This is a genomic window from Streptococcus sp. FDAARGOS_256 (genome assembly GCF_002289235.2).
Classification (GTDB): domain Bacteria; phylum Bacillota; class Bacilli; order Lactobacillales; family Streptococcaceae; genus Streptococcus.
The window spans coordinates 77,775-92,952 of record NZ_NTGM02000001.1; the positions used below are offsets into that span (position 1 = coordinate 77,775).

18 protein-coding genes, 1 pseudogene and 1 riboswitch are annotated in these 15,178 nt (G+C 43.6%); of the genes and pseudogenes, 9 read left to right on the forward strand and 10 right to left on the reverse strand.

Features of this window, described 5'->3' with window-relative positions; genetic code table 11:
- The first annotated feature begins 265 nt into the window (after positions 1-265).
- The 4 genes from A6J84_RS00610 to A6J84_RS00625 are packed head-to-tail and all read left to right on the forward strand — an operon-like array spanning position 266 to position 3,258.
- Positions 266-868 (forward strand): ECF transporter S component, encoded by a 603-nt coding sequence (locus A6J84_RS00610; RefSeq protein WP_095725827.1) that lies wholly within the window; start codon positions 266-268, stop codon positions 866-868.
- The gene (locus A6J84_RS00615; protein ID WP_185758134.1) at positions 868-1,659 is read left to right on the forward strand and encodes an energy-coupling factor transporter transmembrane component T; all 792 of its coding nucleotides are present in this window, start codon (positions 868-870) and stop codon (positions 1,657-1,659) included. The genes A6J84_RS00610 and A6J84_RS00615 overlap by 1 nt, the downstream gene beginning before the upstream one ends.
- Positions 1,635-2,471: an ABC transporter ATP-binding protein gene (locus tag A6J84_RS00620; RefSeq protein ID WP_000343048.1), complete on the forward strand. Its 837-nt coding sequence runs from the start codon at positions 1,635-1,637 to the stop codon at positions 2,469-2,471. Before A6J84_RS00615 ends, A6J84_RS00620 begins: the two co-directional genes overlap by 25 nt.
- The gene (locus A6J84_RS00625) at positions 2,458-3,258 is read left to right on the forward strand and encodes an energy-coupling factor ABC transporter ATP-binding protein (RefSeq protein WP_000103848.1); all 801 of its coding nucleotides are present in this window, start codon (positions 2,458-2,460) and stop codon (positions 3,256-3,258) included. Before A6J84_RS00620 ends, A6J84_RS00625 begins: the two co-directional genes overlap by 14 nt.
- 391 nt (positions 3,259-3,649) lie before the next feature.
- On the opposite strand, the gene A6J84_RS00630 is transcribed toward A6J84_RS00625, so the two are convergent.
- The 3 genes from A6J84_RS00630 to A6J84_RS10185 are packed head-to-tail and all read right to left on the reverse strand — an operon-like array spanning position 3,650 to position 4,817.
- On the reverse strand, positions 3,650-3,859 hold the full coding sequence (locus A6J84_RS00630; RefSeq protein ID WP_001152919.1) for a hypothetical protein: 210 nt from the start codon (positions 3,857-3,859) through the stop codon (positions 3,650-3,652).
- Positions 3,860-3,871: 12 nt separating this feature from the next.
- A complete protein-coding gene (locus A6J84_RS10315) occupies positions 3,872-4,108 on the reverse strand; it encodes a plasmid replication protein (protein WP_312023052.1) in 237 nt (78 codons plus the stop codon).
- Positions 4,109-4,121: 13 nt separating this feature from the next.
- Positions 4,122-4,817 carry an IS6 family transposase gene (locus A6J84_RS10185; protein ID WP_095725829.1) on the reverse strand — a complete coding sequence of 232 codons (696 nt, stop codon included), beginning with the start codon at positions 4,815-4,817 and terminating at the stop codon, positions 4,122-4,124.
- 39 nt (positions 4,818-4,856) lie between these two features.
- Here A6J84_RS10185 and pnuC point away from each other — a divergent pair.
- Positions 4,857-5,330: pseudogene (gene pnuC, locus A6J84_RS00645) on the forward strand (nicotinamide riboside transporter PnuC); the annotation flags it as partial.
- 66 nt (positions 5,331-5,396) lie between these two features.
- On the opposite strand, the gene A6J84_RS00650 reads toward pnuC, so the two are convergent.
- Together A6J84_RS00650 and A6J84_RS00655 are read right to left on the reverse strand one after the other, a co-directional pair.
- The gene (locus A6J84_RS00650; RefSeq protein ID WP_095725830.1) at positions 5,397-5,729 is read right to left on the reverse strand and encodes a glucuronide permease; all 333 of its coding nucleotides are present in this window, start codon (positions 5,727-5,729) and stop codon (positions 5,397-5,399) included.
- Between the two features lie 26 nt (positions 5,730-5,755).
- Positions 5,756-6,310, reverse strand: coding sequence for a TetR/AcrR family transcriptional regulator (locus A6J84_RS00655; protein ID WP_042902742.1), 555 nt, complete (start codon positions 6,308-6,310; stop codon positions 5,756-5,758).
- A gap of 132 nt (positions 6,311-6,442) precedes the next feature.
- On the opposite strand from A6J84_RS00655, the gene A6J84_RS00660 reads away from it, so the two are divergent.
- Entirely contained in the window at positions 6,443-7,333 is an 891-nt protein-coding gene (locus tag A6J84_RS00660; RefSeq protein ID WP_095725831.1) for a cation diffusion facilitator family transporter, read from the forward strand.
- A gap of 35 nt (positions 7,334-7,368) precedes the next feature.
- Here A6J84_RS00660 and galR read toward each other — a convergent pair whose 3' ends face one another.
- Positions 7,369-8,373, reverse strand: coding sequence for a DNA-binding transcriptional regulator GalR (galR, locus tag A6J84_RS00665; RefSeq protein WP_095725832.1), 1,005 nt, complete (start codon positions 8,371-8,373; stop codon positions 7,369-7,371).
- Between the two features lie 164 nt (positions 8,374-8,537).
- Here galR and A6J84_RS00670 point away from each other — a divergent pair, with 164 nt between their 5' ends.
- From A6J84_RS00670 to A6J84_RS00680, 3 genes are all read left to right on the forward strand, one after another.
- Entirely contained in the window at positions 8,538-9,716 is a 1,179-nt protein-coding gene (locus A6J84_RS00670; RefSeq protein ID WP_095725833.1) for a galactokinase, read from the forward strand.
- A gap of 18 nt (positions 9,717-9,734) precedes the next feature.
- Positions 9,735-11,216, forward strand: coding sequence for a UDP-glucose--hexose-1-phosphate uridylyltransferase (locus A6J84_RS00675; RefSeq protein WP_095725834.1), 1,482 nt, complete (start codon positions 9,735-9,737; stop codon positions 11,214-11,216).
- Positions 11,217-11,285: 69 nt separating this feature from the next.
- The gene (locus A6J84_RS00680) at positions 11,286-11,690 is read left to right on the forward strand and encodes a PaaI family thioesterase (protein ID WP_070568184.1); all 405 of its coding nucleotides are present in this window, start codon (positions 11,286-11,288) and stop codon (positions 11,688-11,690) included.
- A 33-nt stretch (positions 11,691-11,723) separates the two neighbouring features.
- On the opposite strand, the gene A6J84_RS00685 is transcribed toward A6J84_RS00680, so the two are convergent.
- The 4 genes from A6J84_RS00685 to A6J84_RS00700 all read right to left on the reverse strand — a co-directional run bounded on the left by A6J84_RS00685 (position 11,724) and on the right by A6J84_RS00700 (position 15,146).
- Positions 11,724-12,986 (reverse strand): nucleobase:cation symporter-2 family protein, encoded by a 1,263-nt coding sequence (locus A6J84_RS00685; RefSeq protein WP_095725835.1) that lies wholly within the window; start codon positions 12,984-12,986, stop codon positions 11,724-11,726.
- Complete coding sequence (locus A6J84_RS00690) at positions 12,986-13,567, reverse strand: xanthine phosphoribosyltransferase (RefSeq protein WP_000770432.1); 582 nt, start codon at positions 13,565-13,567, stop codon at positions 12,986-12,988. Before A6J84_RS00690 ends, A6J84_RS00685 begins: the two co-directional genes overlap by 1 nt.
- 124 nt (positions 13,568-13,691) lie before the next feature.
- Positions 13,692-13,787, reverse strand: a riboswitch (purine riboswitch).
- A 133-nt stretch (positions 13,788-13,920) separates the two neighbouring features.
- Positions 13,921-14,307: a bleomycin resistance protein gene (locus A6J84_RS00695; RefSeq protein ID WP_095725836.1), complete on the reverse strand. Its 387-nt coding sequence runs from the start codon at positions 14,305-14,307 to the stop codon at positions 13,921-13,923.
- 11 nt (positions 14,308-14,318) lie between these two features.
- The gene (locus A6J84_RS00700; RefSeq protein ID WP_095726475.1) at positions 14,319-15,146 is read right to left on the reverse strand and encodes an exodeoxyribonuclease III; all 828 of its coding nucleotides are present in this window, start codon (positions 15,144-15,146) and stop codon (positions 14,319-14,321) included.
- Positions 15,147-15,178 lie beyond the last annotated feature (32 nt).

The following is a 15,178-nucleotide window of genomic DNA, read 5'->3' on the forward strand; positions in this document are numbered from 1 at the left end:
GGCGACGCTGACGTAGTTTGAATTTGATTTTCGAAGAGTATAAGAGAAAATTTTCAGGAATTTCCAAGATTTTACTGTAAATACACTTGACTATTCAGATAATAGGTGTATAATGTGTTGTGAACTACTTAACAAATAACGATTTTCAGCTCATGTCGACTAAGGATGGAAATCTTGTGTATAGACAGTTCAGTAGATATATAATAGAGCGTTGCGTCCGAAAGTCTATCCAGACACGGCTCTTTAAAAACAAAAGGAGAAGATTATGAAAACAGAACCGATTCATCGTACCAGTATGTGGAAATTTAAGTTAAGTGCTGCCACCATGACTTTGATTCCCGCTGCCGTGGGGATTAACTATGTTGCCAAAGCCTTGGCGGAGGGGTTAAAGTTGCCCGTTTGGCTGGGGTCTTTGGGAACCTTTCTTACCAGTATGTTGGCTGGGCCGGTTGCCGGTGCCATTAGTGGTTTCATCAACAACGTGATCTATGGGCTGACCTTATCGCCAATTTCAACCGTGTATGCGATTACCAGCATCGGAATTGGGATTGCTGTCGGAGTTTTGCACGCCAATGGGTGGTTCTCGTCAGCGCGACGAGTATTTGTTTCTGCTATTATTATTGCCATCGTTTCAGCTGTCATTTCAACGCCACTCAACGTCATCTTTTGGGGTGGTCAGACCGGTATCGCTTGGGGTGACTCATTGTTTGCGGTAATGGTCGCCAATCATGTACCAGTGTGGCTGGCCTCATTTACCGATGAGTTTGTCTTGGATATTTTGGATAAAGTCTGTGTGGCCTACCTGGCACTCTTCATCTATCGTCAGCTGCCGAAGCGGATGGTGCACTTCTTTAGCGATGATAAATGATGACTGATAAAACATTGATTTCTGGAGCGCCACGGGTCAAGCTCAAGTGGTACCAAGTGATCGATCCGATTACTAAGCTCTTGTTCATCTTGGACATGACGTTGTTGAGCTTTGCCAGTATGAATTTATTGCTTCAGGCCGGATTAATTCTTGTCGCAACACTGCTATTGTTATTTTCCAAATTGAGTTCTACCACCTTTAAGGCGCTGGGATTCAGCCTGTTTCTGATTTGCACCATGCTGATCATCCAAGGGTTATTTTACAGTCGGAATCAAACTGTGCTGTTTTCTGTGCTTGGGGTGTCGTTCTACAAAGAAGGCCTGATTTACGCCACCACTCTGGGTTGTCGAGTATTGGTGATTATTTTGACCAGTGGCTTTTTTATGGTGACCACGAGTATTTCAGAAAACGCGGCCTATTTGGAACTGTCCAGATTGTCTTATAAAACCGTCTACGTTCTGATGTCGGTGTGTTATATTTTGCCGGAAATGATGCGCAATATGCGGAAAATCCAGCAGGCACAAAAAGTTCGCGGAACCAATCCGCAAAAAACATTGATTCAGAAATTAAAGTCAGTCCTGCCGGTTCTAATTCCATTGGTGATTAAGACCTTGGATCAATCGATGACGCGGTCGATTTCTCTCCAATTGAGAGGTTTTGATAATCTCAACCGGACTGTCAGAACCTCCCAGCGCGTGTATCGCCTGTCGCGGACGCTGCACATTGGTCTGACTGGATTGGCAATTTTATTGATTGGGTGGAAGATATGGACGAAGATAAACGGATTGTAATTGAAAATTTGACCACCCGTTATCCGGGTACTGAGCAACCACAACTGCGTCAGATTAACGCGGAGGTTCATACCGGCCAGGTGGTTGGGATTATCGGGAATAGCCACTCCGGCAAATCGACTTTGTGCCGTGTGCTGGCAGGGGTCATTCCCAAAATTGTGTCTGCTGAGATTGAGGGCGATTGGCACATGTTTGGCCAGCGAGTGTCTGACAATTGGCCCGTTTATAATGCCATGAATGGAGTTGTACTGCAAAATCCAGCTGGCCAACTAAGCGGGTTGGCAGACACGGTTGCCGATGAAATCGCCTTTGACTTGATTAATCAGGGAATGGCTGAAGGACTGATTCAAAAACGGGTTGAAGAAGTTGCCACGCAAATGGGGCTGATTGAACAGCTGAATTTGCGTCCCGAGAGCCTTTCCGGTGGTCAGATCCAGCGGTTGGCAATTGCCACGGCGATTGTGGCTAATCCGGCTGTTTTGATTATGGATGATCCGACCAGTGAGATGGATCCCCTTGGCCGCCGGCAATTTTTCCAATGGCTGGCCCAAGTCAAAGAGACGACTGTCTTCATTGTCACCAGTGAAATTGACGATTTGTGCGAAGTCGCCGACGTTGTGTGGGTGCTGCACGAGGGACAAATGGTAGCCCAGGGCAGGCCGGGTGAGGTGTTTAATCATTTGGCAGCTGACTGGCAGATTCCAGCCCCGACAATCCAGCAACTTGCTCAAAAAATGGATTGGCACTTGGCTGATGGCCGGTATCCGGTGAATTACGCTGATCTGAAGGAGGTTCGTTATGTCCACAATTGAACTGAGTCACCTGACGTTCACTTATCCGGAACGGTCCTTTAGCTTGGATGTTGAAGACAAACACTTCGCCGATCCGATGGTGGCGATTGTCGGCCAAAATGGTGCCGGCAAATCAACGCTCTTCAAATTGTTGACGGGTTTGCTGACACCACAAACCGGTGTGATTAAGATCGATGGAGAAAATTTTAATGATCTTAAACCAGTCGAAAAGTTACTGAAGGTTGGGATTACTTTTCAGAATCCTGACGATCAGCTTTTCAACCCGACCGTTCAACGAGAGGTGGAGTGGAATGTCGCGCAGGTCATGGATGACCACGACACGATTACGAGGCGGGCTTTAGCGGCTCTAAAAAGAGTTGGCTTGGATGATAAAACAGCTGAAAGTCCATATGACCTGTCATTGTCGGAACGCAAGCTGTTGAGCGTTGCCACAGTTTTGGCAGTGGATCCGGCGATTTATTTATTTGATGAGCCGATGATGTCGCTTGATTGGGAAAGCCGGCGCAAGTTGACCGCAATTTTCCATCAGTTGGCTGATTCGGGCCACCAAGTTGTGACCATCACCCATGACATGGATTGGGTCGCCGCCGAGTTTGAGTCGGTGTATGTTATGGAACACGGGAAGTTTGGCTTCGCCGGCAGTCCACGGGAATTGTTCAGCAATCACGAACTTGTCCAGCGAGTGGGATTACTACCACCGCGGATTATGGACATAGCGGAGTCGCTGGGTGATTCACAGACATATTTATCGGTTAATGATTATTGCCAGAAAAATCGAGATGTATAGAAAAAGTCACCTCTGCGGGTTTTCCAGGTTGAAGGATTAACTTCAGCTTCTGGCAAGAACTCACATGGGTGACTTTTGTGTTTAATAACGTTTCATGATCATCGGGTGCTTCCTCAGATCACTCGGTTTGATTTTACTTTGTTTCATGGTCATAATCATATACCATTTCTTTTGGATTTTTTGTTTGACTAATACAAAATAGGTCTTCATAGGTCTTCGCATTTTTAGCGTCCATTAGGATCATCAGTATAATTTTCTGAATTAGGAGGCTGTCCCATCACTATTCGAACTTCGTCTCCCAACTTACGCTGTTCCTATTCATCCGTGAATACTTTAAATCGCAATTCTGGAACTTTCTTTTTAACTGAATCATCTATTTTCGCCATAGTCCTCACCATTTTATTGGTTTTTCTTGTTCTTCTATCCTTTTTTGATCTTTGATTTGTTCCTGCAAATTTTCCAACTTCTCTTTAAGAGCGTTCACTTCATCTTTATATTGATTGTCTAAGTGTTTGAATTCTGTTTCCTGTGAGGGCATTTTGAGGGCTTTTAAGTTATCATTTTCCGCCTTGTATTCTTCTAGCAACTTTTTATCTTGCAAGGCTAATCGTTGTTACTGGTCTAACAAATTAGTTAGTTTTTCTATTTGTTGGTCTTTGCTACTTATTTGTTGGTCTTTGGTATTTGATTTGCTACTACTTTCTACTTTACCTAAAATTATTTTTTCTGCTTTAGAATTTATTAGATTAGACCCATTGGAACTTTTAAGCTGTAATTCTTTTGGTAACCTTTGGTAGTGATATTGAATATTTTGTTTTGTAACACTCAACTCATCCGCCAGCTCTTTGATCGTTTTTTAGTCTTCACTCATGGTTTAAGTCCTGCCTTTTAACCGTTGGTAGATATTGTTCAATGGCTTTTTTGAGGTAGCGTGCGATATTATGCTTAGAATATTCTTCACGTCTGCTGGTAACATAAGACAAGTGGTCTTTAACACTATTTAGCCCTCTTAATTCTTTCAGTTCGTCATAGAGGGGGTAAACATGGACTTGCAATCCTGCCATGATTTTTGTATCTTGCATTTCAAACGGACTTAGCAACATATTTTCTAGCAATAGCGTGGTGTACTTGCTTTTCATTGCTTCAATAGCTAGCTTATCTTCGGTTTCTGCTTTGCGTGCTTTATCTTCTTGATAGGCGGTATCTTCTAACTTATAGCTGTTATCGTCTGCTCGACGTTTCTTTCGTAACCAGATATCCAATGTTAAACCGTCCGCATCAATCGCTCGATAGAGATAATGCCAACGCCCCTTAATTTTGATATAGGTTTCATCCATTTTCCACGAATAGAAGGACTGTTTAATTTTCTTTTTCCAGAGATGATAGAGGATTTTACTGTATTCTTGAACCCACCGATAAATCGTAGTGTGACAAACATTTATTCCACGGTCATAAAGCAATTCCTGAACTTCACGATAGCTCAGATTGTAACGTAGGTAATAACCAACAGCGACAATGATGACGTCTTGTTGGAATTGTTTGCCTTTAAAATGATTCATCTCTCAAGCCTTACTAACCTTTTTTCTACTCTTTGAGAAGCTGAAGGTCGTGCTAGTAACTACCTATTTGGTTTGATTAATTCCATCATTTATCTGGTGCTTGCCCTTCAAAAAGGCTTCTATGGTGAGGTTTTAACAACTCTCTATTTTACAATTATGCAGCCAATTGGACTTCTAGTGTGGATCTACCAGGCGCAGTTTAAAAAGGAAAAGCAGGAGTTTGTCGCGCGTAAACTGGACGGCAAGGGTTGGACCAAGTATCTTTCCATTAGTATTCTTTGGTGGTTGGTATTTGGGTTCATTTATCAGTCTATCGGAGCCAATCGTCCTTATCGCGATTCCATCACCTATGCGACCAATGGGGTTGGGCAAATCCTCATGACAGCTGTTTACCGTGAACAATGGATATTCTGGGCAGCTACCAATGTCTTTTCTATCTATCTCTGGTGGGGAGAAAGCCTGCAAATCCAAGGGAAATACCTGATTTACTTGATCAATAGTCTAGTTGGGTAGTATCAGTGGAGTAAGGCTGCAAAGAGTGCTTAAAAAGTAAAAAAGGATCAGATGATCCTTTTTGTGTTAGAGCAAAATGAATAATACCGTAATGATAATAGCGCTCGTTATACGAACGATGTGGTGCGAGATATGTTGACTTTCTTTCTGTTGGCCGTTCCAGTAGGCTCCATAGCAGACGATACTCGAGCCCACAATCCATAGAAGAATGGTTGCAAGCGGAACGAAGTAAAAGATAGCTAGAGCCAAAGAGGTGAGACAACTGCCGACCAAGATACACTTGTTTCCCAAACTGTAGTTCTTTTGTTTCATGGCTGAAAAGGCAGCAGCAAGGTGAAGCAATGAGAAGGCGAGAGCTAGTACAATTGTTAGTATTCCTAGAATCATCGAAGTTAACATAGTTGGTTCCTTTCTGAGTTTCAGGCTTAGTTATCAAGTGGAGTTGTAGAGGTCATCTCCATTACATCAAGGTAAAATCTCACCACTTGCTCTTCGGTATAAGATTTTCCTTTTTTTAGCCACCAAGTTAGGGTCTCGATAAAGTTCGTCACAACAAAATGCTGGAGGTAGGAGGCCGGAATGTTTGGATAGGCCTCTTGCAAGTCATCCGCCACCATGGGATAAACGTGGTGTTCGAGTTCCTTGTGTAGTTGGCGGAGGAAGTAGTCGTTTTTAGAAAAAAGGAGACTGGTGACATGGTCCTGGTTTTTCTGAAAATGTAAAAAGATATGTGCGAGGTAATCCTTGGTCGTAAAGTGTCCTTCCCTTTCAAAGAGATGATGAAAGAGGTAGCGACAGAGCTCATCTAAAAGGAGTTCCTTACTTTCATAGTGACAGTAAAAAGTAGAACGTCCAACATCTGCTAGGTCAATGATATCCTGGACAGTAGTGGCATCATAGCCCTTGTCGTTCAAAAGTTGTAAAAAAGCTTGATAGATAGCTTTTTTCGTCTTACTAACCCGACGGTCTCTTTTTGGCATATAGACACTTGAGACAAACTGTTCAGAACTGAACATAGTTTACAGTTTGCTTCTATCCTTTCTTTGGATTTTATTAGATAATACAAATGAAAGAAGTATGTATATACCCATTATACCAAAGGAGGGAGAGAAATGAGTCCTAAAACATCTATCTGGTTAGCTTTTTTCTTAAATTTAAGCTATGCGATTGTTGAGTTTATCGCAGGAGGAATCTTTGGTTCGAGTGCAGTTCTTGCTGATTCTGTTCATGACTTGGGAGATGCTATGGCTATTGGCCTATCAGCCCTTTTAGAAACAATCTCCAATCGTGAAGAAGATAGGCAGTACACCTTGGGTTACAAACGTTTTAGCCTTTTAGGAGCCATGCTAACGGCTGTGATTCTTATGATAGGGTCTGTCCTAGTGATCTTGGAAAATATCACAAAGATTGCTCACCCGCAACCCGTCAATGAGAATGGCATCCTCTGGCTGGGAATCATTGCAGTAGTTATCAATGTACTAGCAAGTCTGGTAGTTCGTAAAGAAAAGACAAAGAATGAGTCAATTCTTAGCTTGCATTTTTTGGAAGACACTCTTGGTTGGTTGGCCGTCATTCTAATGGCCATTATCCTCCGATTTACAGATTGGTATATCCTCGATCCGTTTTTATCTCTGGTTATTTCCATCTTTATTCTGTCGAAAGCCATTCCTCGCTTTTGGAGCGCACTGAAGATTTTCCTAGATGCTGTGCCAGAAGGGGTCGAGACAAGTGATCTGGAGAAGGATATAGAGGCTCTGACCAATGTCAAAAGTGTTAACCAACTTAGCATTTGGTCCATGGACGGTCTAGAGAACAATGCTATTGTTCACATTTGTATCAAGGACTGGGAGCAGATGATGGAGACCAAAGAAGTGGTGCGTCAATGTTTAGAAGAAAGAGGCGTGCAGAATATCACTATTGAAGTGGACAGCAGTCAAAGCAATCATGCGCAACATAGGCGGAGGGTGAGAGAGTTAGAGCAGAAGCATGGGCATCATCATTAGAAAAGACGACCTCAATAAGAGGTCGTTTTGATATTCTATTCATTCCGTGTACTTTCTCTCAATGTCAGTCTGGTGCCCAGCATGGTTAGGCTAGGTATTTTGCGACCGTGTAGAACTTCCTTGTTAAGAATATCCATCCCTGCTCGGCCCATTTCTTCGGTATAGACAGTGATGCTAGAAAGGGGAGGATAGACCTGCTTAGTCAGGCTGGTGTCGTTAAAAGAAATGAGGCTGACGCGGTCTGGTAGGCTAATTCCAGCTTCTTGAAAGGCACGGAGGGCACCGATGGCTAAACTATCGCTGGCTGCGAAAAAGGCTGGTGGGAATTGTTCTCCTAGCTTGTGAATGGCCTCCTTCATCAAGTCATAGCCAGACTGGGCAGTAAAGCTCCCCTGAAAGACCAGTTCTTCATGGTAGATACCTTTTGCTTGGGTAATGTCTTTGAAATTTTCTAGCCGCTTATCCTGGATGATTTCTTCTTGGTCGGTTGTTTCCTCAAGACCTGTGAGAATTCCGATACAGTTCATCCCTTGACTGAGGAAATGGTCTACAACTTGTTTCACAGCAGTGTAAAAGTCAGTGATAATACAGGTATGACCTAATGAGAGGGTGTCACTGTCTATAAAGACTAAAGGTTTTTGGTATTCTTCAAAGGCAGCAATCTGAGCTTGGCTAAATTTTCCGATGCAGAGAATGCCAATCACTTCCTCGCTTAATGTAAAAGGATGGTCGTTAAAATAGCGTAAGATATCATAGTCCAACTCTTGGGCTCTTTTTTCAATACCGAGACGAATCTGGTAGTAGTAGAGGTCGTCCAACTCCCCTTGTTCGCTGACCCATTGGATAATGGCAATCTTTTGCTTGGGCTTGTGGGATTCGCCTGTCTTGAGATGCTTGGTGTAGCCCAGCTCTTCAGCGACAGTTAAAATACGGTGTCTGGTTTCTTCTGTAACAGATAGACTCTGGTCGCGATTGAGGACACGGGATACGGTCGCGATAGAGACAGAGGCTAGCTGTGCAATGTCTTTTAAGGTAGCCATAAATCCTCCTCCTTTTAGGTTAGTATATCATATTTTTCTTCTTTTTACTGATTGTTTAGTAAAACTTTAGTAAAAAGGATTGACCTTGGTAAAAGCCTTGGATACAATAGAAGAAAACGATTACACGTTAAGGTGACTTAACGGATAGTCAAAGGAGAATTTATATGACACAACATCTTACTTCTGAAGCCCTTCGCAAAGACTTTCTTGCCGTTTTTGGTCAGGAAGCAGATCAAACCTTCTTTTCACCAGGTCGTATCAATTTGATTGGTGAACACACGGATTACAATGGTGGACATGTTTTCCCAGCAGCTATTTCCTTGGGAACTTATGGGGCAGCTCGCAAGCGTGACGACCAAGTCTTGCGTTTCTACTCAGCAAACTTTGAGGACAAGGGTATCATCGAGGTGCCTCTTACTGACCTCAAGTTTGAAAAAGAGCACAGCTGGACCAACTATCCAAAAGGGGTTCTTCATTTCTTGCAAGAAGCTGGACATGTGATTGACAAAGGGTTTGATTTTTATGTTTATGGGAATATCCCAAATGGTGCTGGCTTGTCATCATCAGCGTCCTTGGAACTTTTGACAGGGGTTGTGGCAGAGTATCTCTTTGATTTAAGACTAGATCGTTTGGATTTGGTTAAGATTGGAAAACAAACAGAAAATAACTTTATCGGAGTCAACTCTGGCATCATGGACCAGTTTGCCATCGGTATGGGGGCTGACCAACGTGCTATTTACCTAGATACCAACACTCTAGAATACGACTTGGTGCCACTTGATTTAAAAGACAATGTCGTTGTTATTATGAATACCAATAAACGTCGTGAACTAGCAGACTCTAAGTACAATGAACGCCGTGCTGAGTGTGAAAAAGCAGTGGAAGAATTGCAAGTTGCCTTGGATATTCAGACCTTGGGTGAATTGGATGAGTGGGCTTTTGACCAATACAGCTACCTGATTAAAGACGAAAATCGTTTGAAACGTGCTCGTCATGCTGTGCTTGAAAACCAACGTACTCTTAAAGCTCAAGCAGCTCTTCAAGCAGGTGATTTGGAAACATTTGGTCGCTTGATGAATGCTTCTCACGTCTCTCTAGAACATGACTATGAAGTAACAGGTTTGGAATTGGACACACTTGTTCACACAGCTTGGGATCAAGAAGGTGTTCTTGGTGCTCGTATGACAGGAGCAGGTTTTGGTGGCTGTGCCATTGCCTTGGTGCAAAAAGACGCTGTTGAGGCCTTTAAGGAAGCTGTAGGCAAGCACTACGAGGAAGTCGTTGGATACGCTCCAAGCTTCTATATCGCTGAAGTTGCAGGTGGCACTCGCGTCCTTGACTAGTTAAAAGGAGGCTCTATAGTGACCTTAGTAGATAAATTTGTAACACACGTTATTGCTGAAAGTTCATTTGAGGAAATGGATCGAATCTACCTGACCAATCGTATCTTGGCACGAGTAGGCGAAGGTGTTTTGGAAGTTGAGACGGATCTAGATAAAGTGATTGACCTCAAAGACCAGTTGGTTGAGGAAGCGGTTCGATTAGAGACGATTGAAGATAGTCAGACTGCGCGTGAAATCCTCGGTGCTGAACTGATGGACTTGGTAACCCCTTGTCCAAGTCAGGTCAATCGTGACTTTTGGACAACCTATGCCCACTCTCCTGAGCAAGCGATAGCGGATTTTTACCAACTCAGTCAGAAAAATGACTACATCAAACTCAAGGCCATTGCTAAAAATATCGCCTACAGAGTACCATCTGACTACGGAGATCTAGAAATCACCATCAACCTCTCTAAGCCTGAAAAGGATCCAAAGGAGATTGCAGCAGCCAAGTTGGTGCAAGCTAGCAATTATCCCCAGTGTCAGCTTTGTCTAGAGAACGAAGGCTATCATGGTCGGGTTAACCATCCAGCTCGTAGCAACCACCGCATTATCCGTTTTGAAATGGCGGGTCAGGAGTGGGGCTTCCAGTATTCGCCCTATGCTTATTTTAATGAGCACTGTATTTTCTTAGACGGTCAGCACCGTCCCATGGCCATTAGTCGTCAGAGTTTTGAGCGTCTGCTGGCTATCGTAGAGAAGTTTCCGGGCTATTTTGCGGGATCAAATGCGGACTTACCAATTGTGGGGGGATCTATTCTAACTCATGATCACTATCAGGGAGGCCGTCACGTATTTCCTATGGAATTGGCTCCCTTGCAAAATACTTTCCGATTTGCTGGTTTTGAACAGGTCAAGGCTGGGATTGTCAAGTGGCCTATGTCAGTGCTACGTTTGACCTCGGATTCCAAAGAGGATTTGATCAACTTGGCTGACAAGATTTTGCAGGAATGGCGGCAATATTCAGACTCTGAAGTACAGATTTTGTCAGAGACAGACGGGACACCACACCATACCATTACCCCCATTGCCCGTAAACGCGATGGACAGTTTGAGTTGGACTTGGTCTTGCGAGACAATCAGACATCGCCAGAGCATCCTGATGGCATCTATCATCCCCACAAGGATGTCCAACATATCAAGAAGGAAAATATCGGCTTGATTGAGGTCATGGGCTTGGCTATTTTGCCACCACGTCTGAAAGCAGAAGTGGAGCAAGTTGCCAGCTATCTTGTAGGCGATGATGAAGCAGTTGCCTCTTATCATCAGGAATGGGCAGACCAGCTCAAAGATCAACATCCGGACCTAGCGGATAAAGAAAAAGCCCTTGAAATCGTCAAGGACTCTGTGGGCGCTATTTTTGCGCGTGTTTTGGAGGACGCAGGGGTTTACAAGCAGACGGAACAAGGACAGGTAGCCTTTATGCGCTTTGTAGAACAGGTCGGAATTTTACCAGACTAGGAGCTTTCTCCTTGCACAGTCCTATAAAAAGTAGTATCATAGTGTCGTTTGAACTATCAGGAGGAAACGATGAAAGATTTTCATTTTGACGCTATATCGGCCTTTGAAAATTACGAAATAGAAAAAATGAGAGATGGTCATGTTGTGGTGACGACAAAAGTAGTGGACTCGTCGCTCAACTATTATGGCAATGCCCATGGTGGCTATCTCTTCACCCTTTGTGACCAAATCAGTGGTTTGGTAGTCATCTCTCTAGGGCTTGATGGAGTGACGCTCCAATCCTCTATCAACTACCTCAAGGCAGGAAAACTTGACGATGTACTGACCATTAAAGGAGAATGTGTCCATCATGGTCGCACAACTTGTGTCGTGGATGTCGATATTACCAATCAAGATGGCAGAAATGTCTGCAAGGCAACCTTCACCATGTTTGTCACGGGCCAACGGTCAGAAGATAGACAGGTAAGGATATAGAGAAACAAAAAAAGAGGCTCACACCTCTTTTTCTTATTTCTTTTTCCGGTTTAATACTGCATTGAGTACAATGGCGAGTAGGCTGGCTACGACGATTCCGTTTGAGAAGAACATTTGGAAGGCTGTCGGCATGCTGACAAAGAGATTACTATTGTTTAGACCTACACCTGCAGCGATGGATACAGCTGCGATAAGGAAGTTATGTTCATTGTTAGTAAAGTCAACGCGGGCGAGGATTTGCATCCCTTGAAGGGAAACAAAACCAAACATCACCAGCATAGCACCACCAAGGACAGGACTTGGAATGATTTGGGCAAGGGCACCAAACTTAGGTAGGAGTCCAAGGAGGACTAGGAAACCAGCTGCATAATAGATTGGCAGACGAGTCTTGATACCAGACAATTTTACCAAGCCAACGTTTTGTGAAAATCCTGTATAAGGGAAGGTGTTAAAGATTCCTCCGAGAAGGACAGCCAAACCTTCTGCGCGGTAACCGTTGCGAAGGCGCGTGCTGTCGATTGGGTCATTGGTAATATCTGACAAAGCTAGGTAAACACCAGTCGACTCCACCATGGAAACCGTTGCGATGATACACATCATGACGATAGAAGAGATTTCAAAAGTTGGAGCGCCAAAGTAAAATGGAGTTGGGATGTGAACGAGTGGAGCTGCAGCGACTGGAGAGAAGTCTACCAAGCCCATGGTAGCGGCAATAGCAGTCCCAAGGACCAAGCCAATCAAAATGGAGATAGACTTGATAAATCCTTTGGTAAAGATATTAATCAAGAGGATAATCAGAACCGTAATGCTAGCTAGAAGCAAACTCTGACCAGTTGGTTCTGGAACATTATTTCCCATATTTCCGATAGCGACAGGAATCAAGGTTAGTCCGATGGTCGTAATAACAGATCCTGTTACGATAGATGGGAAGAGATTGGCCACTTTTGAGAAAATACCTGAAATCAGAACCACATAGATTCCTGATACGATAAGGGCACCAAACATGGCCCCACTACCGTGGCTCTGACCAATCATAATCAAAGGAGCTACTGACTGGAAAGCAACTCCAAGAACGACTGGTAGTCCAACACCAAAGTGTTTGTTGAGTTGGAGTTGGAGGAAGGTGGCTACCCCACACATGAAGATATCTGTGGAGATTAGGTAGGTCAACTGTTCAGCTGAATAGCCAAGAGCTGTCGCAATCATGATAGGAACTAGGATAGATCCTGAGTACATGGCTAGTAAGTGCTGCAAGCCAAGAACGGCTGCTTGTGAGTGTTTTTCTTGTTGTTGCATTAGAGATCTGCCTCCTTAAATACGACCTGACCGTTTTCAAAACGTTCCAAACGAGCGAGTGATAGAACTGGATAGCCAGCTTTCTCAAGCAAATCACGACCATCCTGGAAGGATTTTTCGATAACAATACCGATGGCTTCGACTTTAGCTCCGGCCTGTTCGATGATGTGGATCAAGCCTTTGGCAGCTTGTCCATTGGCTAGGAAATCATCGATAATCAAGACCTTGTCCTCAGGTGAGAGGAATTTTCCAGCGATGGAAACCGTGCTGGTCACTTGTTTGGTAAAGGAGTAAACCTCAGCAGTTAAGATGCCTTCGTTCATGGTGATGTTTTTAGCTTTCTTTGCGAAAATCATGGGAACGTCTAAGGCTTCAGCTGTAAAAACAGCTGGGGCGATCCCTGAAGCTTCAATCGTTACAACCTTGGTAATTCCAGCAGATGCGAATTTTTCCGCAAAAACTTTACCAATCTCCCGCATCAAACGATAGTCAACTTGGTGGGTTAAAAAGGAATCTACCTTGAGGATGTTGTCACCCAAGATATGCCCATCCTGAAGGATGCGCTCTTCTAATAATTTCATAAGACCTCCTGAAGTCTAAACTCTTTTGTGTTTTTCTATCGCCTTTATCATCTCAAAAAGGGCTAGAAAAAAGGACCTACTTAACAGATAAGCAAGCCCTCAAAATAGGTATGTCTAAAAACATACCCTCAACAGACTTACTCATTGTTAGGTGTTCCGGCACCTTGTAGAAACGTCGTGCCAATTCACGACATAAACAAGTAAAATGATATTTAATTTTAAATAGGCAGCTGCCAATGTTTTTATTTTACACCAATTAGCTTTATAAATCAAATATTTTGTTAGTAAATAGATCATAAAAGCGAACGAATAAAAGGCTACAATGCTAGAAAGTATTGTAGTCTTTTATTCTTCTATTCGCTAAATCTTAAAAAATAACCATCTGGATCCAAAACTGCAAATTCGTGAGGATAGATATAATGATCCCCAACACGAAATGTTCGTTTAGTCAAAGGACGATAAATAGGATAGTTGGCCTCGGTCACTTTTTGATAAAGTTGTGGGACATCCTTTATACCAAAGGATAGGTTGACACCTTTTCCAAAAGGGTAGGTAAGGTTAGCCAGCTCCTCGGGGTTTCCTTCTTCTAGCATAAGTTGGCAGTCTTCAAGCGAGAGGAAGAGAAATTTCTCCTCTGGACGCTCGTATTCGACAGAAAATCCCAGCAAGTCGCAGTAGAAGTGGCGTGACTTTTCGAGGTCAGATACTACAAATTCAGGAATGACAGCTTGATAGTCCATTAGCTTTCTCCTTAGAGCTCAATTTCTATGACAATGGGTGTGTGGTCTTGACGCGCACCCGAGTCAATCATGTCAGACTTGGTCACCTTGTCAGCCACGCGGTTGCTAGTGAGCCAGTAGTCGATTCTCCAGCCTGTATTGTTGATTTTAGAAGTCTTGCTGCGTTGCGCCCACCAGGTATAACGCTCGGGGACATCGCCGTGAATATGGCGGAAGGTGTCGGTAAATCCAGTTGCCAAAAGGTTGGTAAAACCAGCACGTTCCTCGTCTGTAAATCCAGGTGAACGGCGATTGCTGGCAGGATTTGCAAGGTCGATTTCCTTGTGGGCTACGTTGTAGTCACCGGTTGCAAGGACTGGCTTTTCTTTGTCTAGTTCAGCCAAATACTCCGCATATTTGACATCCCAGACTTGACGTTCTTCCAAGCGTTTGAGGCCATCGCCAGCATTTGGTGTGTAAACTTGGGTTACGAAAAATTCATCAAATTCTAGAGTGATGATACGACCTTCTAAGTCCATGGTAGAAGGGGCACCGATTTCTGGGAAAGTGACAGTAGGTGTAAGTTCTTTCTTATAAAGGAACATGGTTCCAGCATAGCCTTTACGGGCAGGTTCTTGGGAAGAGCGCCACGTATTTTCGTAGCCTGGGAAGAGTTCTTCTAAAATTTCCAAGTGTTTCTTTGTAGGCCCCTTGGCAGAAAGCTTGGTTTCTTGGATAGCGATGATATCAGCATTTTCGGCGACCAAGGTTTGTAGTACTTCTTGGGACAATTTGGCACGAGCTGAGTCACTAGTTAGGGCAGCATTGAGGGAATCAATATTCCATGAGATGAGTTTCATAAAGTTACCTTTTTCATTCAGATTATAGATTT